Source organism: Leptobacterium meishanense (assembly GCF_037645805.1).
Lineage (GTDB): Bacteria > Bacteroidota > Bacteroidia > Flavobacteriales > Flavobacteriaceae > Leptobacterium_A > Leptobacterium_A meishanense.
Genome location: NZ_JBBEXE010000001.1, coordinates 390,634 through 411,143, shown reverse-complemented (window position 1 = coordinate 411,143; position 20,510 = coordinate 390,634). Strand labels below are relative to the sequence as shown.

Genomic DNA, 20,510 nt, shown 5'->3' with positions numbered 1-20,510 from the left:
CCACCGGGTAAAGAAAGAGATTTATAATACAAGTGGTTCTTTGACACGAACAGACTATTATGTAAGAGATGTGGCAGGAAGCGTACTGGCCATCTATAACAACAGTACCCTTACCGAACATGCCATTTATGGCAGTGGGAGGTTGGGTATTTATTTTAGGCAGAGTGGCAGTAGTGTGTACCAGCTCACCGACCATTTGGGCAATGTACGGGCGGTGGTAAGCAGTGGCGGGTTGACCAACGCTACCGATTACTACCCAGGCGGGATGCCCATGCCAAACCGCCAACTCACCGATGGCACCTATAGGTACGGCTACCAGGGAGACTTTGCAGAAACCGACCCCGAGACAGGGAAACCGGCCTTTGAGCTGCGGCTCTATGACCCCAGGATTAACAGGTGGCTTACTACCGACCCGTATGGGGAGTTTCATAGTCCATACCTTGCCATGGGAAATAACTGGCCTAATGTAGTTGACTCTGACGGAGGAATGACTGGATGCCCTCCCGGACAGGTTTGTACAGGAACGGTAAACCAATTGGAAGGTGTTACGGTAACAGGAGTTGATAAAAGTAACAGGGCATGGACATCTGAAGTTGTTAGCTCATTTAGTGGTTCCTTTTCTCAATGGAAAGAACAATTTGGTTTCACCGGAGACTATGAAAAAGTCTTACAGGAATATAGAGTACGTTATGGCAACTCATACCAAGCCCCTAGTTATAATGCATTGGCAGATGTTGACTTTACCTCATTTGCAGCCAGTTGGAGAGCCGGAGCATTGGGATGGGAAGAAGGAAGTATTGGAAGTGATTGGATGATGATTTCTTCAACATTGATTGGGGGAGCTTTATCCATAGTAGGTCCATCATATGGAGGAGCTGCTTTTGCAACACGTTCCAGGCCCGTATTATCCACTACTAAAGCTTTTACGCATGCTGATGACATCATATTATATAGCACCAGAATTCATAGAGCTCCTAAGGGAGGTATAATAGATTTAAGTACAGGAACAGGTTACCATGCTGGAAGATTTTTACCAAATTCTATTAAAGGTTCTTTAAATTTTGGAAGAGGTGTAGATAATATAATTTATCAGCCCTTATATACAAGACCAAGTTATATTAATCCTGCTACAAACGCACTCCAAGTATATTTAGGAACTGGAACTGCCGGAACGCATGTTGCAGTAGCTCCATATTTGTTATTAAATAGTAGAAGATAGAGATGTTTAATTTTTTCAAGAAAAAACCTGTTACCCTATCTGAATATTTACAAATGTTGGTTAGGAACCCCAATATTAAATTTCAGATAGATATATATAGAGATAATCAAGTTGATTTTCAAATAACACGACAGAGATTATTAAAGAAGTTAAATGTTGAAGTTGCAGACCCTAAAGGTTTTGGCTTTCTACTCACTTTTAACTTTGAAAAAGACAATAATGAGAAAAACTTCGAAAGATTTAAAAATTCTGATTTATATAATAAAAGTATAGAAATAGAGCTATTAGGTAGAACTTTTGTTATCAGATGTAAGAATGATGTGGAGGAAGTCACAACCATTCTAAATAAGATACAAACCCAAGTCTATAATTATAATGATGACACAATATATAGATTTGCATATACGAGGCATGGTAATGGTTCAAATTAGGGCATGGTTGCCATTGGGTTATGAGTAATTGAGAAACAGTACCCTACCCAACGGTTTTAATTTATAACAGGTGTTTGTTTTATGGGGGGGTAGAGAAGAGGTCAATAAATACTTTCCATTGGGTGCATCAACAGAAAAATAGTTTTTTAAAGGGTTATTTTATAGGGTATCTATTAAAAATAGGAATGAATATTGATGCTATTTTTAGTATCTTTACAATGTCAAAAAAATAATGTTATGAGTACATTAGAATTAAAACAACAGCTTCATAAGTTTATAGATATAGGTGATGATAGATTTGTAAAAATGTTCTATGAAATGGCAAAAGCTTATTTGGAACAATCAAAATTAGATAAAATGATTGTTGAAGGAGAAGAAGATATCAAAACTGGAAGAACTTATAGTTTAGAAGATGCACGAAAAATGATCATCTAATTGGGTAAGAGCGATATCAAACCTGTTGAATTGACTAAAAGAGCTATTAAAGATTTGAATAAAATCAAATCTTTTAACAGAGAACTCTTAGGTGAAGAAAAGGCAGTAGAAATAATCGCCATACTATTTAAACGGATGTCAATGTTAGAAAGTACAACTGTTGATTTGACCAATATTGGTGCTGTTGATGAATATTTTTCACATTTGAAATATGAATACAGAAAGCTGCTAGAGGATTATTATAAAATCACATACAGAATAGGAAAAGAAAAGATTTATATTATAAGGGTGTTTGATACACGACAACACCCTAACAAAAATAAATAGAAGAAGACGTTCTTTAAAATAGAAATGAGAAAGTTAAGGTTCTCAACCAGCAAAAATCGTGGAGTAATTCTATTGAAAAACAATTAATTTGTGGCCTATCCCAAAAAAGGGATTTTTAAAAAATCACCATAAATAAAAAGTAAATATAAAACTCATTTTTTAAACTGTTTTTCCTACTTTTGGAGTCTATAAAAACAGTTCCTTTCATGATAAAAAATGCTATTGTAGTTTTATTACTTATCCTCATAAGCAGTTGTAAAACAATATATATACACCATCAAAAACACCAGCTAGCTTTTAGCTCTCCCCAACTGGCAAGTATTGGGTTCAATAAAGATAAACTCATCCATAACCATTTTAAAACCATTGGTTTTCCTGAACTAACTCAGAAAATACGTGTGTATGTACGATCTGTACCGTTTAATAAAACAACCTACAAAGCGTACGCATCTTTACGAGAAAAGAACGGGCAACTCACTACAATTACCTATATAGACTCATTGCCAAACAAACCCCACTACATTCAATTGATGATTTCTGACCATGTTACCCTTAAGGAAACGATCAACCACCCCGAAAATAAGGGGTTACTAAACTACCTGAAAAATGATAGTGAATATAAAATAGTGACTTCTATAGCTATGGTTAGCTCTGATAAATTACAAAAAGCACTAATAGACGCTGAGGAAATCTATCTTATACAAAATGATAGTGAACATGCTGCCATGTTACAACTCATAAAAAATAAAAAAGCAATAAGAAGTATTCACCTTTCAACCATTACTCCCTTTGCCTATCACCCTTCTTCTTTCTGTTGGGGTTTTGACCGGAAATACCAACCACAAATAGAAATCATTAGCAATGACTATAGCAGGTGCCCTATAAACACCTATAAAAAAGCGTACAAACTCCAAAAAGAACGTCAATACCTTAACCTTTAATCATGAAAAAATACATGCTGTTTGTAATACTCATTCTTGTACTGATAATCAGTTGTGATGATATTATAGAAGTAGAAGACATCTCCGGAAGAACCGTTTTACTCATAGCACCATCTGAAGGTGCTGTGATCCAGAGCAATACAGCCACTTTTACCTGGCAATCTGTGGAAGATGCCGAAGAATATTTACTCCAGGTAGTCATGCCTAATTTTGCCAATGCTGCTCAAATAGTGATAGACACTGCTGTAGTACAAACCTCTTTTACTAAAGAACTACTACCCAATAACTATGAGTGGCGGGTAAAAGCATTGAACAGCGGTTTTGAAACCGGTTTTTCCTCACATAACTTTGCCGTACAAGAAAACGAAGGGTTTGCAAATAACACCGTAGTGCTGCTAAGCCCTTCAAACAATTTTGCAATCAATGAAACCAGTATTTCCCTATCGTGGGACGCCATAGAAGAAGCTACCGAGTACCGCCTGCAAATACTGGATGCGACAGAAGAGATCGTTGTAGATCAAACTACTATTGAAACGGTTATAAACAGTACCTTTTCCGAAGGCAGCTTCACCTGGCAGGTGCGTGCCCAGAATGCTACGCAAAATACCCTGTTTTCTTCCCGGAATATTGTTATAGACCTTACCAATCCTAATACACCTGTGCTTACTACACCTGCTAACAATTCGAATCAAAACAATTCCGAAATTACATTTTCTTGGACGCGAGAGGATGTTTCCGGAAGCCAAGAGCTCGATAGTATTTATGTGTATGGCGACAACAACCTCCAGAACCTCGTCATTAAAGGACAAGGGACTGACAAGACATTTACCGCTACTTTACAACCCAACACCTATTACTGGGTAGTAAAAGCTTTTGACAACGCAAGGAATGAAAGCCCTGAAAGTGCCCCTTTTAATTTTACAATCAAATAAAACTTATAAAATGAAAAAAACACTACTATGTATTGGGTTATTTATCACAATTTTTATCAATGCACAAGACCATTACGAAGGAAAGTTTGGATTGGGTAGTAATCCTGCCAATTGGTACAAACTTGCCTCTTTTGATTTTACGGGAAACAATCCGCATAATTCTGTAAATGTAAATGCCGAGGTTAATTTTATACGAACAGGAGAGAGAGGGTACAATGCAAAAATACAACTCCATATGCGTGAGTCTTCCGGGGTTATAACTGCTCGTTGGAACTATACTATTACAGGTACTGAAGTAGGTGATTATATTGCTTTTAAAAAAGTGAGTGCAACTACCTATGAACTCTTTGCAAAAAGTCCTGGCATGTATGGCCACCTTTCTGTTGAAATGACCATAACCAAGGAAAGTACTCTACTTGTAACCATTCCTTCTGTAACAACATTAATCCCCGACCCTACCATCTATGAAGACGTAACTAAGAGTGGTAGTTATAGTTTTATTTCTGGTAATGTTGGCATTGGCACCACTACTCCTGATGCAAAATTGGCTGTAAATGGTAACATACACACCAAAGAAGTGAAAGTAGACTTAATAGGTTGGCCCGATTTTGTTTTTGAAGATTCCTATACCTTGCCTACCCTGCAAGAAGTAGAAACCCACATTAAAGAAAAAGGCCATTTGCAAGACATCCCCTCAGCGGAAGAAGTAGCCAAAAATGGCATCTTTTTAGGGGAGATGGACGCTAAGCTCCTTCAAAAAATAGAAGAATTAACATTGTACACCATTCAACAAGAAAAACGTATTGAGCAATTGGAAGCAACCAATAAAAAATTACTGGAAACCATGAAAAAAATAACAAATATCTCCTATGAAGAATAGGCGGAATACATACATACTTCTAGTATTAGTATTAGGTATTTGGGGAGCTATTGCCTACCAAGTCATTTCCGAAATATCCCCTTCTGACATTCCAAAACCTACCCCTGTTCTTGCTACTTCCTTTTATCCGCTTTCTGTAAAGGAAAAAGACACATTTAGTATTCACACCTATTCTCGGGATCCATTTTTTGGGGCTTTTAAAACACCTGCGAAACCTAAAAAAAGCCTTTCAAAACCAAAAAAAGCAATTGTATGGCCGCTTGTAACCTACAAAGGCATGATAAGTGATACCAACGCTTCTGAGAACATTTACTTTTTGCAAATAAATAACCAGCAGTACATGCTCAAAACAGGTAAAGAAATAAATGGTGTCCGTCTTATTCGGGCAGATAAAACAACTGCTACTGTTCGGTATCAAAATGAACAAAAAACCATTGCCATACAAAAATGAAGCACCTTTTATCTATGAAAGTACGCGGAGGCGCGCTACAATTTGTTGTTTTTACGGGAGTAGCCATCGCTATTATTCTAATGGGCTTTGTAACCCTTACCCATGTCCATTTGTTTTTTAAAAAACAGGCAGGATTAACTATAAAAACAGTTAAACAGGCCAATATAGGAATGCACTATGCCATTAATAATGAGAACACGACTGATATAGCTACTACTGTTCCACTTGTACTTGGTAATGGTAATGCACAGGTAACTATTAATAGAACTTCTTGGGGGCTTTTTGAAGTGTTACGGACAACCGCTATCATCAAAAAAAATACAGTGGTAAAAACTGCATTGATTGGAGGGCACTCAAAAAACCGTCCTGCTTTGTATTTAAAAGAAGAGAACCGTCCTTTAGTGCTGGTAGGGACTACCAGCATACAAGGGGCTGCCTACCTACCAAAGCAAGGCGCCCGGCCGGGCACTATTGCAGGAAATGCGTATTATGGAAATACATTGATACAAGGCAGGACATTGAATAGCACAGAACAACTGCCTCGATTACCGACAGGTTTAAAAAATCGCTTAGCCCAATTACAAGGCACATCGATTATATCCGATGGTGAAATATTGCCAATAGTCCCTGCAATGAATTACAGTAATTCATTTTTAAATACCGTTCAATATGTATACAATGATGCCACTATTTATCTTGAAAGGGCAACCCTTACAGGAAATATCATCGTAAAATCGGAAGAACGTATTGTTGTTGATGCATCTTCTAGATTGACAGATGTAATTCTTATTGCCCCGGAAATTATTATAAAACCACAAACAACAGGAACATTTCAAGCGATTGCTTCTAAAAAAATTTCGATAGCAGATAATTGCATATTACGCTATCCATCTGCATTCATCCTAAAAGAGGAACTGGCAGTAGAGACTCAACAACCATATCAAGAAGATGCCCCACAGTTACGTATTGGTAAAGGTGCTGTTGTTAAAGGAGTGGTATTGCATTTGGGAAGAATAGCTCGGCAGCGCTATGCTCCTCATATTGTTTTAGAAGAAAATGCGAGTGTGTATGGAGAAGTGTATTGCGAGGGTATTTTTGAGCTTAAAGGCACCGTGAATGGCAGTGTATATATTTCAAGGTTTACCGTAAACGAATTTGGCTCCATCTATCAAAATCATATCTATAATGGGAACATTTTAGCAGGAAACTTACCGGAAGCTTATACCGGATTACCCATAGAACAAAATAACAAAACAGTAATGAAATGGCTCTATTAAAAAGGATAAAAGCCGCTACACTGATGGAAACGATGTTTGCTACCGTACTCATCGTAATTATTTTTATGATCGCCAGTCTTACATTAAACAACCTTTTCAGCAATACAATTAACCACAATACCGAAGCCGTTGAATCATACATGAATAAACTGGAATATCAATATCAACATACGAAGATGAAGCTTCCATACACTGAAACGTATAATAGCTGGAATATCAGTATTAACAAAACAGTAACTGAAACCGTTAATTGGGTAGAAATAACAGCTGTAAATCTTAATACCCATAAAAAAGTAACCCGAAAGTTAGTAGATGATATACACTAAAAAAATAAAAGCTTTTACCATTAGTGAATTGGTTGTGGCACTACTCATCACTACTATTGTTGTAGGGATTGCTTTTTCGGTTTTAAACCTGATTCAAAAGCAGCTACAGGGTATAGAGCAAAATTTTAAGTATTCAGATGAATTAAAACGGTTAGAACAACAATTGTGGATTGACTTTAATCGATATCAAACCATTCGTTATGATGCGGTTAGCCATTCATTATTCCTCAAAAACGAACTGGATTCGGTTTTTTATATATTTGAACAGACATACCTGTTAAAAGGTGCAGACACTATTGATGTTGGCATAGAAGGGAACGTATTTTACTTTGACGGAACTCCTGTTAGTAATGGTTTGATAGACGCTGTGGAGCTAACCACATCTAAGACTTTTCAGCACAAAAAAATATTTATATATAAACAGAATGATGCCTCGCAATATATGAACTGATGGGTTTTAAACTTGATAATATACCAGCCCCTAAAAAATCGATACCACAAAAAAGTGGCTTAACGGCTATTTTAAAAAAAGAAATAACACTTTTTGGAGGGCTCTTTACCACTAAAAAGAAAGAGTACTTCTATACAGAACTTAGTGTGTTACTAAAAGCGGGGATTTCCTTAAAAGAGGCCCTTGTGCTTATAGAAGAGTCGGAACGAAAAAGGAGCTTAAAAACCTTCTTCGGGCAACTTATTGATGCTATTATTTCGGGAGCTAGTTTTTCAGTAGCAATGAAGGGTCAAAAAGAGTTTACAGAATATGAATACTATGCTATTAAAATAGGAGAAGAGACAGGCACACTAGCTCGGATTACAACCGAATTAGCACAATTTTTTGCACGTAAGAATAAACAGCGAAGAAATCTTATTAGTGCTCTAACATACCCTATAATTATTCTTTCTACAGCTGTGTTGGTTGTCATTTTTATGCTCCGTGTAATAGTACCGATGTTTCAAGATATTTTTCAGCAAAACAATGTGGAACTTCCAGGCATTACCAGATTTATTATAAGCCTTTCAGATGCTTCAAGAACATACGGATGGACCGTCTTGGTATTGATAACCATTCTATTCATATTCAGAGGTGCGTTCTCAAAAAAGAATTGGTATAGGAAAAAGAGAGATCGTTTAAGTACTAAAATGCCATTTTTAGGTCGTTTTATTATAACAGTTCATTTGGCCCAATTTACACAGGCAGTTTCTTTGCTAAGTGCGGCCAAAGTCCCTATTTTGAACAGTATACAGTTGGTAAAAAAAATGATTGATTTTTATCCTTTACAAAGTGCACTTATAGAAGCCGAAGAAAAAATAACGAAGGGTGCTACACTAAGCGAAAGTTTAAAAGGAAGTACTATTTTTAGTCATAAAATGATAGCGCTTATTAAAGTAGCAGAGGAAACCAATCAGACCGGATTTATTTTTGAAAAACTTAATAATCAATATAGTGCCGAGGTGCAACGGCAATCAAAACTACTTACTACTGCTATGGAGCCTCTTATTATCCTATTTGTAGGGATTCTAGTAGCTGTTATACTGATTGCGATGTATTTACCAATGTTTAAGTTGAGTAGTGTTTTAGGGTGAATTACTTTAATACTAGCATTATTAATTCCTGAAGGCACAACATACATTAACCCTTAATCATTTGAAATATAATGTTTTAAGGGTTTATTCTATTCTATTAGAATAAAGAAGCACCTGTGAGCTGGTAATACAAATTAGCAATGTTATTAGCTCTCACTGTAGATGGTGGGTGTGTAGCATCACCATTGTTTGGAAAATTGACAAACCTACGATACGTAGCTTGTAAAACACCCTTATTGCCTCTCTGTACATGGTACCGAACAGCATAAGCATCTGCTGCGTTTTCGGCAGTACTATTTAACCATATTTGTACATAGGGATTATTTTTATTTATAATCTGAGCAGTCACATGTCCTAAGTTATGATGTCCATATTCATGTGCATGGAAAAAAGCAGTAACTAAAGGCCCTACTTGGTTTGTAATATTTGGATTGTAATAAATAACAGGTCCATAACCATCAAATGATGCAATAGCAATATCATTAAGTGTGGGGACAGGGATTTCTCGTATTCCACTTGGGGCAGTCCAATATTGGGCATAACTTGAAAGAGAGATGCCCACAATAAATACTGTAAGGATGAGGTATTTTTTGATAGCGTTCATGTTGTAAACATTTAATTTTAAATAAAACAAATTATTCTTCTTCTAACAAAACCCATTCCCCTCTGGCAATAAGTGGTTCTGCTTGTTTATATTTTACTGTTTTATTTTCACCACTCATTACATTTTTAATGGTAACACGTTCATTTCTACCAATTTTGGGCTTATCACGTACAATGGTCTCCGTTACTTGTGGCCTGTTTTGTTGGGTCTGCCCTACAGCACGATTTCTTGCAGCTAATTCATCACTGTTTAAAACTTCTTCTTTTGAAAGGTTGAGCTTTTCTTTTGGACGGTTTGTACGGGCTTCTCGAATATTTTCAGGGTTTTGTGTTGGTAACTCCCCTTTAAATAAAAATGAGATAACATCTTTATTAACCTTGTCAATCATAGCTTTAAAGAGCTCGAAAGCTTCAAACTTATAGATGAGTAAAGGGTCTTTTTGCTCATGAACAGCTAACTGGACAGATTGCTTGAGCTCATCCATTTTTCGTAAATGTGTTTTCCATGCATCGTCGATGATAGCCAAGGAAATGTTTTTCTCAAAATCGGCAATCAATTTTTCCCCATTACTTTCATAGGCATCTTTCAAATTTGTAACCACGTTAAGGGTTTTGTTTCCATCTGTGAAAGGAACAACGATGCGCTCAAAACGATCACTTTGATTTTCGTAGACATTTTTGATTACAGGAAAAGCAATAGCAGCATTACGTTCTATTTTCTCATTGTAGTGCTTGTATGTTACTTTATAAATTTTTGAGGCTATTTCCTGAACAGATAACTTTTCAAATTCATCTTCAGAGACAGGGGCGGTTAGTGCAAAGTATTTAATTAATTCAAATTCAAAATTTTTGTAATCATTAGCAGCTTTATTAGTCTCTGCAATGACTTCGCAAGTATCAAAAAGCATGTTGGCAATATCTACCTTTAGGCGCTCTCCTTGCAATGCATGACGGCGTCTTTTATAGATAACTTCTCGTTGTGCGTTCATTACGTCATCATATTCCAAAAGACGTTTTCGGACACCAAAGTTGTTTTCTTCTACTTTTTTCTGCGCCCGTTCAATAGATTTGGTCATCATAGAGTGTTGTATGACCTCACCTTCTTTTAAGCCCATCCGATCCATAATTTTTGCAACTCTGTCTGAACCAAATAAACGCATCAAATTGTCTTCTAGCGAAACATAAAATTGTGAACTTCCGGGATCTCCTTGACGACCGGAACGCCCTCGTAGCTGGCGGTCGACCCTTCGGGAATCATGACGTTCCGTACCTATGATGGCCAACCCACCTGCTTTTTTAACTTCTTCAGAAAGCTTGATATCGGTTCCACGCCCTGCCATATTTGTAGCAATAGTAACAATACCTGGCTTTCCTGCTTCAGCAACAATATCGGCTTCCTTTTTATGAAGTTTCGCATTCAGTACATTGTGAGGCACTTTCCTAAGGGTAAGCATTCTACTGAGAAGCTCAGAGATTTCGACAGAGGTAGTACCTATAAGCACAGGCCTTCCGGCTTTTGAAAGCTCGGTAACTTCTTCGATAATGGCATTGTATTTTTCTCGTTTGGTTTTATATATATAGTCTTCTCTATCTTTTCGTGCTATAGGCCGGTTGGTAGGGATTTCCATTACATCGAGTTTGTAGATTTCCCAAAATTCGCCTGCTTCAGTTACAGCAGTACCGGTCATCCCTGATAACTTACGGTACATCCTGAAATAATTTTGTAGTGTGATGGTAGCAAACGTTTGGGTAGCATCCTCAATTTTTACATTTTCTTTAGCTTCTATTGCTTGGTGTAACCCATCTGAGTAGCGTCGGCCATCCATGATACGGCCTGTTTGTTCATCAACAATCATAACTTTATTGTCCATTACCACATATTCCACATCTTTTTCAAAAAGTGTATAAGCTTTTAGAAGTTGATTCATGGTGTGGATCCGCTCACTTTTTATACTGAACTCTTTGAACAATGCTTCTTTTTCTTCAGCTTCCTTTTCAATAGGATAGTTTTGGCTTTCTATTTTGGCAATCTCTATTCCAATGTCTGGCATCACAAAAAAGTCAGGATCTGTATCACCTGAAAGGTATTCAATACCCTTATCGGTTAATTCTATCTGATTATTTTTTTCTTCAATTACAAAAAACAGTTCTGCATCCACTTTGGGCATTTCCCTATTATTGTCCTGCATATAAAAGTTTTCTGTTTTTTGAAGTAGTTGTTTAACACCTTCTTCGCTTAAAAACTTAATTAATGCTTTGTTTTTAGGTAATCCTCTATAAACACGGAGCAATAAAAATCCTCCTTCTTTAGTATTTCCTTCTGTTATGAGTTTTTTGGCTTCAGCCAATACTCCTGTGAGGTATTGGCGTTGTTTGGTAACAATATCGCTAACTTTTGGTTTGAGTTCATTAAACTCATGCCGGTCACCTTGAGGAACAGGCCCGGAGATAATCAAAGGGGTTCTTGCATCATCAATCAGTACAGAATCTACTTCATCTACAATAGCATAATTATGTGGACGTTGTACTAAATCGGCAGGTGTATGCGCCATATTATCCCGTAGATAATCAAAACCAAATTCATTGTTAGTTCCGTAGGTAATATCAGCTTCATAGGCTTTTCTCCGTTCGGGGGAATTAGGTTGATGGCCATCAATACAATCTACGGACAATCCATGAAATTGAAAGATAGGGCCCATCCATGCACTATCTCGTTTTGCCAAATAATCGTTTACGGTTACAAGATGTACACCATTTCCTGTGAGTGCATTTAGATAAACGGGAAGTGTAGCCACTAGTGTTTTCCCTTCTCCAGTTTTCATTTCAGCTATTTTACCTTGGTGCAGTGCAATTCCACCTATAAGTTGCACATCATAGTGAACCATATCCCAGGTAACTTCTTTTCCTGCCGCGTCCCATGAATTGCTCCAGATAGCCATTTCACCATCAAGAGTTACAAAATCTTTGGTTCCGGAAAGCTCCCTATCATATGCGGTTGCAGTTACGGAGATAGATTCATTATTGGTAAACCTTTTTACAGTTTCTTTCACTACAGCAAATGCTTCCGGAAGTATTTCTTCAAGTTTGCTTTCAGTAGCTAGATACGCATCATCAACTAATTTATCTATTTCTGTATAGAGTTCTTCTTTTTGATCGATATCTTCTGATGCTTCTACTTTTTGTTTTAACTGTGCTATTTGCTCATCGAATGATTTTCTGCTTTCTTTTATCTGTGTCTTAAAAGCTACTGTTTTTGCCCTCAACTCATCATGTGAGAGTTTTGAAAGACCAGCTTCATATTCCTTTATTTTATCTACAAGCGGTTGAATTTCTTTAATATCTTTCTTCGCCTTGTCTCCTACAAATGTCTTAATGATAGTATTTAATAAACCCATAAGTATATTACGATTGACTGTTTCAAAATTAAGCAAAAAAAAAGCCTCCGGCGAGACTTTTCATTTTTATTACTGTTAATAGTTGTTAATATTCGTCTTCATTCCAAAGATAATCTTCTTCGGTTGGGTAATCCGGCCATATTTCTTCAATAGACTCATAGCTATCACCCTCATCTTCAATAGATTGAAGATTTTCTACTACTTCAAGTGGCGCTCCTGTCCTGATAGCATAATCAATGAGTTCGTCTTTGGTTGCGGGCCAAGGGGCATCACTTAAGTATGATGCTAATTCTAAAGTCCAATACATGGTATTATTCGGTTTAAAATTTTTGCAAAAATATATTTTTATATAAAATACCCAAGTAAAAAATAGATTTTTTACACATTATTTTTAATGAACGTACTTTTTTACAAATTATTGACTGTGAATTAATAAACCTTAAAAGAAAAATCAGATAAGTTCAATATAGGTGTTATTTTTTCTTATTTGGAACCCACTTAATCTCATTTGTATGTAGTTCATGGGACAACTTTCGTGCCAATACAAAAAGATAGTCAGATAAACGATTTAGGTATTGTAAAATAGCATTATCTATAGGACTGTTTTCATTAAGTTGTGTGACTAATCGTTCCGCTCTTCTGCAGACACAACGGGCTATATGACAGAATGACACTATTTGATGTCCGCCAGGAAGTATAAAATGTGTCATGGGTTCTAATGAAGTATCCATCATGTCTATTTCATGCTCTAAAATTCGAATGTCTTCATCCACTATTTTAGGAATGTTTAATCGTACTTTGCCGCTTTTTAAAGTTGCCTTTTCAGGATCGGTAGCTAGCATAGAACCTATGGTAAATAGGTTGTTTTGTATATTGATTAGGATGGTTATATGGTGTGAAGCTATTTTTTGATCTCTTATAAGGCCTATCCATGAGTTTAGTTCATCTATAGTTCCATATGCATCAATTCTCTGGTGATGCTTAGGAATACGGGTTCCTCCAAATAATGATGTAGTTCCGGTATCACCTGTTTTGGTATATATTTTCATTTTTCAAGTACTAATATTTGTTACAAAGGTACTGGTTTTAAAAATGTTCATGCACGAATGATAAAATGCTCTTTTACTTGTTCCGTTCTAATAAAAAGTAATCCTAGGTAAAAAAGATCCACAGATACTGTTATAGTGCTTTTTTTGACAATTTGCTTCCATTTATTGTAAGTGTTTGGAGATGTATAAGGAGCATCAAAAAGGATGATGGTATCATTATGCATGTAGTGGTATAGCTCTTCTAATTTTTCAGGAAAAGTTTGATAATCAACAATGATAAGATCAAAAAGGCTATTTTTTAGGTTCTTATTTTTTTTTGATATGGTTACCTCCTTTAAAGAAAGAGTTAACAGATGATCACTTGAATTTAGATCAAGAATGTTCCTGACCTCAAAATGATGAACTATTTGATATAATAAGGTTATTTTTTTCAAATTAGCACAATTATTTTTTTTGCAATGTTTTTTGATGGCATGCAGGTTTTCTTTTTTAAGCTTTTGGTATAGGCATTTAGTGATGAATTCATATACGAAAGGGGAGTGCACACCATGCCGGTTAGTGGATTTCCATAAGAATAAAAGACGTGAACGTAATTTCCAGTACCACCTCATAGCAATGATTTCATGAGCACTTGTTAGAAAATATTTTTCAAAGGTATTTTCAGCAAAATAAAACAAATTAAACAGTATTATTGATGCTGAAAAAGTATATTTGTTATAAACGTCATAATTGATGAACAATAATGAGCGTACGCTAATAGGTATTGTTGGTTTAGGATATGTGGGACTTCCTTTGGCCATTGCCTTTTCTGAGAAGTATGAGACCATAGGTTTTGATATCAATGAAAAAAGAGTAACAGAAATTAACCAAGGGAATGATCATACAGAAGAGGTAGGTAAGAATGATTTGGAACGAGCATTAAATAGGAGGAGAGAAGGAATGGGTTTAACAGTCACGAGTGATACTGATAAACTAGCGCAATGTAATTTTTATATTGTAACCGTCCCAACTCCCATTAATGATAAAAACATTCCTGTTTTAACTCCCTTGGTTGATGCTAGTAAAATGATAGGTTCTATACTTAAGAAAGGGGATATTGTTGTGTACGAATCTACGGTTTACCCAGGGGTTACAGAAGATATTTGTGCTCCTGCCCTTGAAGAAACATCTAAATTGATTCTCAATAAAGATTTTTATATAGGATATTCTCCGGAACGTATTAACCCGGGAGACAAAAACCGAACATTTTCAGAAATTGTGAAGGTAACATCAGGTTCTACTCCTGATGTGGCAGAGAAAATTGACCATATATACAAGTCGGTAGTTACTGCCGGAACGCATCTGGCACCAAGCATAAAAGTAGCAGAAGCAGCTAAGGTTATTGAAAACTCACAACGGGATATCAATATTGCTTTTGTTAATGAACTTTCAAAACTATTTATGTTATTGAATATTGACACAAAAGATGTATTGGATGCAGCCGCTACAAAATGGAACTTTATGAGATACACCCCGGGCTTGGTAGGAGGCCACTGTATAGGTGTGGACCCGTATTATTTGGCACAGAAGGCCAAGGAAGTAGGGTATCACCCTGAGATTATTTTAGCGGGGAGGAAGATGAATGACGGCATGGGAAAGTATGTGGCTCAGGAAGTTGTAAAGCTTATGATCCAGAAGGATATACCAGTAAGAAAAGCTAACATTTTAGTGCTTGGAATTACATTTAAAGAGAACTGTCCTGATATTCGGAATTCTAAAGTGATTGATATGATAAAAGAACTTCAATCGTATCAGTCTGAAGTGAGTGTTTATGATCCTTATGCAAATAGTGAAGCAGTATTAGAGGCTTATGGATTGGGTTTAATAACCGGCAGGCATGAATTAGAAAAAAAGTATGATGCGATTGTCTTGGCAGTACCACATGATAAATTTTCGAAATTTCCTTTACAGGAATTTAGGCACTCAAAGACCATTGTTTATGATGTGAAATCATTTTTCCCCAAGGAATGGGTAGATGCCAGGCTTTAATTCGATTCGTTTAGCGCTTTTTCTTCGCAATAGCAAATAGGAAAATGAACCCTGCAATAAAAGTCGATAACCTAGCAATATAGTCGCCATATTTTACATAAAAGGTTTGTTTGTTGTTAATAGAAATTTCACCGGATAGCACCCCTTTTGTTCCATAAGCCAAGGTGTCGAGTATTTCCCCTTTTTGATTGATAAAGGCTGAAATACCTGTATTAGCACTTCTTGCGATACTCCTGCGGGTTTCAATAGCGCGTAACTTGGCATAACTAAGATGTTGTTTGTGCCCTTGCGTTTTGTCCCACCATGCATCGTTGGTAATAATGGCTAAAAAGTTAGCATCCTTTTTTATATAATCTGTTACAAACTCCCCATAGACGGATTCATAACAGATGATAGGTGCTGCTTTGTATTTTTTTTCTTTGTCTGTTAAGACAGCGCGCTCATTTTGGGTAGCTCTACTGGCAATAGTACCTCCTAGGTCAATCATAACATTACCAAGCAAAGGCTCTAAGATATTTTTGAACGGAAACGTTTCTACACCAACCACCAGTTTAGATTTTATATAGTATTGTACTTCTTCTGTTTTATTGATCAATACAGCGGCATTGTATACATCATACCAATCACCTCTGGAGGTTTTATTAGCGGAAGGTGTCGGTTTTTCTCTTTGTTGGTAGAGTTTAAAGAAATCAACACCTGTAATGATATTAATTTTTGGATATTGACGAGTTATTGACTGTAAAATATACTTACTTCTACTATATTCAAATTTATCAATGGCTGTTCCTTGCGCTAAAGTTGTTTCCGGAGCAATGATAAAATCCGTTTGTGGTGATAGATCACTCATGGCTAATGCTATAATATCCATGGCAGTATCCTCATTTTTATCATTATATTTTTCTGTATAAGGATCTACATTGGGTTGAACAATAACAATAGTTGCTTTTTTATTAGGTTCTTCATAGTTTTTGAAAATAAAGAGTGAAATAATTATGGGTATAGCTATCAATATTAAATTTTTAGCGATCCCTAGTGAAAGATAGCGTTTCACTCCTGATTCTTTATGTTTTTCAATGGTTTTAAAGAGGCCTATATTTATGATCCATATCCATAAACTACCCCCAAACGTTCCGGTATATTCATACCATTGAATCCATATGGTATGTTCAGAAAATGCGTTCCCTAAGTTTAACCATGGCCAGGAAAATACCCAATTGAGGTGAAATTTTTCAAAAGCAATCCATACAACAGGAAGAAAGATCAGATGGATTTTTCGGGGTAATTTCCGAGCGACGTAATGAAAAATCAAGAAAACAAACGCCATGATCAATGCATTTACCAAAATAGCAAAAAACATCCCAAAAGCAGTAGAATACCAAAGCCACCATGTAGTTATAGCATTCCACACCACAAATGACAGATAGCCGGTAGCAAAAACCTTTAACCCTCTACGTTTGATTTTTTTATTGAGGCGTATCTTTTTTTCCGCAATAAGTAATGGGACAAATGCTATAAATAATACAATAGGAAAGCCATAGGTAGGCCATCCAAGTGCTAACAGTATTCCTGAAAATATAGCTAAAAGATATGTGTTCTTGATCATAATTTGTTATCTGAATAATTGCCAATCTATTTTTAATGAAAAAACATTTGAATAGATAGCGGCACTTTGGTTTCCTATATCTGTTAGTGCGTAGTCAATATAAATGCCCTTGTAATGAAAACCAATTCCAATATTAGGTTGAAAATTGAGTGTTTCTTCTCCAAATTGAGATATTTTTTGGAAGTTGCCAATCCCTGCCCTTAGATGGACTAATTTAAGGTATCCAAATTCTACACCAAGTGATGGGGAAATACTCATTATTGAGGTAGTTATAATATCTTCAGTTTCAGCAAATCGCATATTCAAATCTATTTCAGCTATGAGTGTATAGTCATAGTTGAACACGAATGTTTTTGCAGCTCCAATTTGTAGTTTTGGAATAGTAATTTCTGTAGTTTCCGGAAGCTCTTGTTCAGGGATTTGATCACTGATATCATCAAAAAGATTTTCCTCGATTTGCCACGTATTATATGTAGTTGTAATGTCCCTTGCCATAATTCCAAACCTCCAATTATTTTTTTCATACTGAACCCCAAGATCAAATCCAAAACCCCATGAAGAAGCAAAATCACCAATAATTCTTCTTATAACTTTTGCATTTATCCCGTATGAAAACCCATCAATAAACTGAGGGCTTCTAGCATACGAGAAAGTAATACCATAATCAGCAGCTGAAAAGAGGCTGATCCTGTTGAAATCAATATTTCCCTGCTCATCTATAAGTTGGGTTGTATTTAAAATATCATCTACACCAAACCGGATCATAGATATTCCCCATGCACTCTGTTCATCTATAGGCATGGCAAATGCAGCATAATCATATTGTGCTATATTGGCAAAATATGCTGCATGCATTAATGCTATTTGGTTATCTTCTAAATTAACAAGCCCGGCAGGATTCCAGTATCCGGAGTTTACATCCTTTGTGTTTGCTACTACAGCATTAGACATTCCAAAAGCTCTGGCATCTACACCAATGTTCATGAACTCATTAGAATATTTTCGGGCAGTTTGTCCTGTAACCACAACAGACAAAAGCATTAATGTCCATATAATATACCTCAAAGGCGATGTGTTTATTGCAAATATCATACAATTATACAAAACAATAAACTGGAAAAGAATTAGGATATTGTTCAAGTAAAGGAGAATATGTAAGTAAGGAATTGTTTTGGGTTCTCCATGAAAATAGTATTTTTACTAAAAATGCCATAAAATGAAGCAACACATCCCTAATGTAATTACCTTATTAAATCTGTTTTCCGGTTGTATTGCTATTGTTTTTGTAATGAAAAACCAGTTAGATATAGCTGCTGTTTTTGTTCTTATAGGAATTGTTTTTGATTTCTTTGATGGATTGGTTGCCCGAGCATTAAATGTAAAAAGCGAGTTAGGGATTCAACTTGATTCACTTGCAGATATGGTTACATGCGGTGTTGTTCCCGGTTTTACAATGTATCAATTTTTGCAATTGACAGTAACAGGTTCTTTTATTCCTTATCTGGGTTTTTTAGTAACATTAGCGGCTGCGTATCGGTTAGCTAGGTTTAACATTGATGAAGATCAACAACAATCATTCAAAGGCCTTCCTACTCCGGCAAATGCACTTTTTATTATGTCGTTGCCACTTATATTATCTTATCAAGGGAATGAACATATTAATCAAATGATTATGAATAAGTGGTTTTTATTGAGCTTGATTGTATTAGGCAGTATATTGATGAATGCAAATATTAAATTATTTACCCTAAAATTTAAAAAATGGGATTTCGGAGGAAATGAAGTTCGGTATATCTTTCTTTTCATAAGCATTGTATTGCTTATTACGGTGAAATTTGCTGCAATTCCCCCAATTATTATTATATATATATTAATGTCTGTTTTAATGAATAGGCTTTCATCGGAGAAGATGTAAAAAATAATTTTAAAGAATATTTAACAAGGTGTGATAGTAATACTTTTATATTTGTTTACTGGAAAAAAATGGAACGGTTTTATTTTATAATACTTTTGTGTGCAACTATTTCTATGACAACAGTGACACCATACGTTGTTACTATCATGGATGATACACGTTTTTGTATTACTGATTTTGCTGATGAAGAAGAAAAAACAGAGAACACTAAGTTAGATACTGAGAAACAAGAAATATATTTTCATTCACAAACCAATCATAGTTTTACGATTTTTTCAAAACAAGCAGGAAGGACAGTTCAGCATAGCAAAAGATACTATTCTTATATAAAAGATATAGTACTTCCTCCTCCTGAGATAATCTAATTTATATTTTTATCAATGAACTAAAGGATGTGGTTTTTGAAAAAAATCACACCTTGATTTCTTTATATGAAGGGGAACAAATTAATAATAATTAACAAAGAAAGAAATGAACAAGTATTATAATACCTTATTAGAAAATAATAAAGAATGGGTAGCTGGTAAATTAGGTGAAGACCCACAATATTTTGAAAAATTAGCTCAAGGACAGAAACCCCCATTGCTTTGGATAGGCTGTGCGGATAGTCGTGTGCCCGCAAATGAAATTATAGGGGCACCCCCCGGAGAAGTATTTGTGCACCGCAATATTGCCAATATGGTCCTTCACTCGGACATGAACATGTTGAGTGTATTAGATTATGCAGTAAATGTGCTAAAAGTAAAACATGTAGTTGTATGTGGTCATTATGGTTGTGGAGGTGTGCAAACTGCTATGAGCAATAAATCAGTTGGACTTATTGATAACTGGATTCGCCATATCAAAGATGTTTACAGGTTGCATAAATCAGAATTAGATGGCATAACTGATGAGAAAGAACGTTTTGATCGTTTTGTAGAGCTAAATATAAAGGAACAAGTCTTTGATTTGGCTAAAACTTCAATTGTTCAAAATGCATGGAGGAACGATCAGGAATTACATCTTCATGGATGGGTGTATGGGTTAAGTTCAGGGATCATTCAAGACTTAGAGGTAAACATCAGCAATGATTCAGAACTGGATGATGTATACCAACTTAATTTTTAAAAAAACA

23 protein-coding genes are annotated in these 20,510 nt (G+C 35.8%); 16 read left to right on the top strand and 7 right to left on the bottom strand.

Annotated elements, in window-relative coordinates:
• From WBG21_RS01935 to WBG21_RS01880, 12 genes are all read left to right on the top strand, one after another.
• A partial coding sequence (locus WBG21_RS01935; protein WP_340074235.1) for a hypothetical protein occupies nt 1–1,219 on the top strand: 1,219 nt, incomplete at its 5' end.
• A 2-nt stretch (nt 1,220–1,221) separates the two neighbouring features.
• The gene (locus WBG21_RS01930) at nt 1,222–1,650 is read left to right on the top strand and encodes a hypothetical protein (protein WP_340074233.1); all 429 of its coding nucleotides are present in this window, start codon (nt 1,222–1,224) and stop codon (nt 1,648–1,650) included.
• A gap of 237 nt (nt 1,651–1,887) precedes the next feature.
• A complete protein-coding gene (locus WBG21_RS01925; RefSeq protein WP_340074231.1) occupies nt 1,888–2,085 on the top strand; it encodes a hypothetical protein in 198 nt (65 codons plus the stop codon).
• Nucleotides 2,086–2,412 carry a type II toxin-antitoxin system RelE/ParE family toxin gene (locus WBG21_RS01920; RefSeq protein WP_340074229.1) on the top strand — a complete coding sequence of 109 codons (327 nt, stop codon included), beginning with the start codon at nt 2,086–2,088 and terminating at the stop codon, nt 2,410–2,412. It abuts the gene before it with no gap.
• Between the two features lie 206 nt (nt 2,413–2,618).
• On the top strand, nt 2,619–3,353 hold the full coding sequence (locus tag WBG21_RS01915) for a hypothetical protein (protein WP_340074227.1): 735 nt from the start codon (nt 2,619–2,621) through the stop codon (nt 3,351–3,353).
• 2 nt (nt 3,354–3,355) lie between these two features.
• Nucleotides 3,356–4,285 carry a fibronectin type III domain-containing protein gene (locus WBG21_RS01910; RefSeq protein ID WP_340074225.1) on the top strand — a complete coding sequence of 310 codons (930 nt, stop codon included), beginning with the start codon at nt 3,356–3,358 and terminating at the stop codon, nt 4,283–4,285.
• Nucleotides 4,286–4,295: 10 nt separating this feature from the next.
• Nucleotides 4,296–5,165: a hypothetical protein gene (locus tag WBG21_RS01905; protein WP_340074223.1), complete on the top strand. Its 870-nt coding sequence runs from the start codon at nt 4,296–4,298 to the stop codon at nt 5,163–5,165.
• On the top strand, nt 5,155–5,616 hold the full coding sequence (locus WBG21_RS01900; RefSeq protein WP_340074221.1) for a hypothetical protein: 462 nt from the start codon (nt 5,155–5,157) through the stop codon (nt 5,614–5,616). Before WBG21_RS01905 ends, WBG21_RS01900 begins: the two co-directional genes overlap by 11 nt.
• Nucleotides 5,613–6,893: a hypothetical protein gene (locus tag WBG21_RS01895; RefSeq protein WP_340074219.1), complete on the top strand. Its 1,281-nt coding sequence runs from the start codon at nt 5,613–5,615 to the stop codon at nt 6,891–6,893. The genes WBG21_RS01900 and WBG21_RS01895 overlap by 4 nt, the downstream gene beginning before the upstream one ends.
• Complete coding sequence (locus WBG21_RS01890; protein WP_340074217.1) at nt 6,881–7,219, top strand: hypothetical protein; 339 nt, start codon at nt 6,881–6,883, stop codon at nt 7,217–7,219. The genes WBG21_RS01895 and WBG21_RS01890 overlap by 13 nt, the downstream gene beginning before the upstream one ends.
• The gene (locus WBG21_RS01885) at nt 7,206–7,670 is read left to right on the top strand and encodes a PulJ/GspJ family protein (RefSeq protein ID WP_340074215.1); all 465 of its coding nucleotides are present in this window, start codon (nt 7,206–7,208) and stop codon (nt 7,668–7,670) included. The genes WBG21_RS01890 and WBG21_RS01885 overlap by 14 nt, the downstream gene beginning before the upstream one ends.
• Nucleotides 7,670–8,803, top strand: coding sequence for a type II secretion system F family protein (locus tag WBG21_RS01880; RefSeq protein ID WP_340074214.1), 1,134 nt, complete (start codon nt 7,670–7,672; stop codon nt 8,801–8,803). The genes WBG21_RS01885 and WBG21_RS01880 overlap by 1 nt, the downstream gene beginning before the upstream one ends.
• Before the next feature lie 97 nt (nt 8,804–8,900).
• Here the strand turns inward: WBG21_RS01880 and WBG21_RS01875 are convergent, their stop codons facing one another.
• From WBG21_RS01875 to WBG21_RS01855, 5 genes are all read right to left on the bottom strand, one after another.
• On the bottom strand, nt 8,901–9,407 hold the full coding sequence (locus WBG21_RS01875) for a M48 family metalloprotease (protein ID WP_340074212.1): 507 nt from the start codon (nt 9,405–9,407) through the stop codon (nt 8,901–8,903).
• A 31-nt stretch (nt 9,408–9,438) separates the two neighbouring features.
• Nucleotides 9,439–12,801, bottom strand: coding sequence for a preprotein translocase subunit SecA (gene secA, locus WBG21_RS01870; protein ID WP_340074210.1), 3,363 nt, complete (start codon nt 12,799–12,801; stop codon nt 9,439–9,441).
• An 85-nt stretch (nt 12,802–12,886) separates the two neighbouring features.
• Entirely contained in the window at nt 12,887–13,108 is a 222-nt protein-coding gene (locus WBG21_RS01865) for a DUF2795 domain-containing protein (RefSeq protein WP_340074208.1), read from the bottom strand.
• A 166-nt stretch (nt 13,109–13,274) separates the two neighbouring features.
• The gene (locus WBG21_RS01860) at nt 13,275–13,850 is read right to left on the bottom strand and encodes a cob(I)yrinic acid a,c-diamide adenosyltransferase (protein ID WP_340074206.1); all 576 of its coding nucleotides are present in this window, start codon (nt 13,848–13,850) and stop codon (nt 13,275–13,277) included.
• A 47-nt stretch (nt 13,851–13,897) separates the two neighbouring features.
• Nucleotides 13,898–14,461, bottom strand: coding sequence for a hypothetical protein (locus tag WBG21_RS01855; protein ID WP_340074204.1), 564 nt, complete (start codon nt 14,459–14,461; stop codon nt 13,898–13,900).
• 121 nt (nt 14,462–14,582) lie between these two features.
• On the opposite strand from WBG21_RS01855, the gene WBG21_RS01850 reads away from it, so the two are divergent.
• The gene (locus WBG21_RS01850) at nt 14,583–15,878 is read left to right on the top strand and encodes a nucleotide sugar dehydrogenase (protein ID WP_340074202.1); all 1,296 of its coding nucleotides are present in this window, start codon (nt 14,583–14,585) and stop codon (nt 15,876–15,878) included.
• A gap of 10 nt (nt 15,879–15,888) precedes the next feature.
• Here WBG21_RS01850 and lnt read toward each other — a convergent pair whose 3' ends face one another.
• Nucleotides 15,889–17,478 carry an apolipoprotein N-acyltransferase gene (lnt, locus tag WBG21_RS01845; protein WP_340074255.1) on the bottom strand — a complete coding sequence of 530 codons (1,590 nt, stop codon included), beginning with the start codon at nt 17,476–17,478 and terminating at the stop codon, nt 15,889–15,891.
• A gap of 9 nt (nt 17,479–17,487) precedes the next feature.
• Nucleotides 17,488–18,522: a putative type IX sorting system protein PorV2 gene (locus WBG21_RS01840; protein ID WP_340074253.1), complete on the bottom strand. Its 1,035-nt coding sequence runs from the start codon at nt 18,520–18,522 to the stop codon at nt 17,488–17,490.
• 175 nt (nt 18,523–18,697) lie between these two features.
• On the opposite strand from WBG21_RS01840, the gene pssA reads away from it, so the two are divergent.
• From pssA to can, 3 genes are all read left to right on the top strand, one after another.
• Complete coding sequence (gene pssA / locus WBG21_RS01835) at nt 18,698–19,396, top strand: CDP-diacylglycerol--serine O-phosphatidyltransferase (protein ID WP_340074200.1); 699 nt, start codon at nt 18,698–18,700, stop codon at nt 19,394–19,396.
• A gap of 113 nt (nt 19,397–19,509) precedes the next feature.
• On the top strand, nt 19,510–19,761 hold the full coding sequence (locus WBG21_RS01830; protein ID WP_340074198.1) for a hypothetical protein: 252 nt from the start codon (nt 19,510–19,512) through the stop codon (nt 19,759–19,761).
• Nucleotides 19,762–19,867: 106 nt separating this feature from the next.
• Nucleotides 19,868–20,503 carry a carbonate dehydratase gene (can, locus tag WBG21_RS01825; RefSeq protein WP_340074196.1) on the top strand — a complete coding sequence of 212 codons (636 nt, stop codon included), beginning with the start codon at nt 19,868–19,870 and terminating at the stop codon, nt 20,501–20,503.
• The last annotated feature ends 7 nt before the right edge of the window (nt 20,504–20,510 follow it).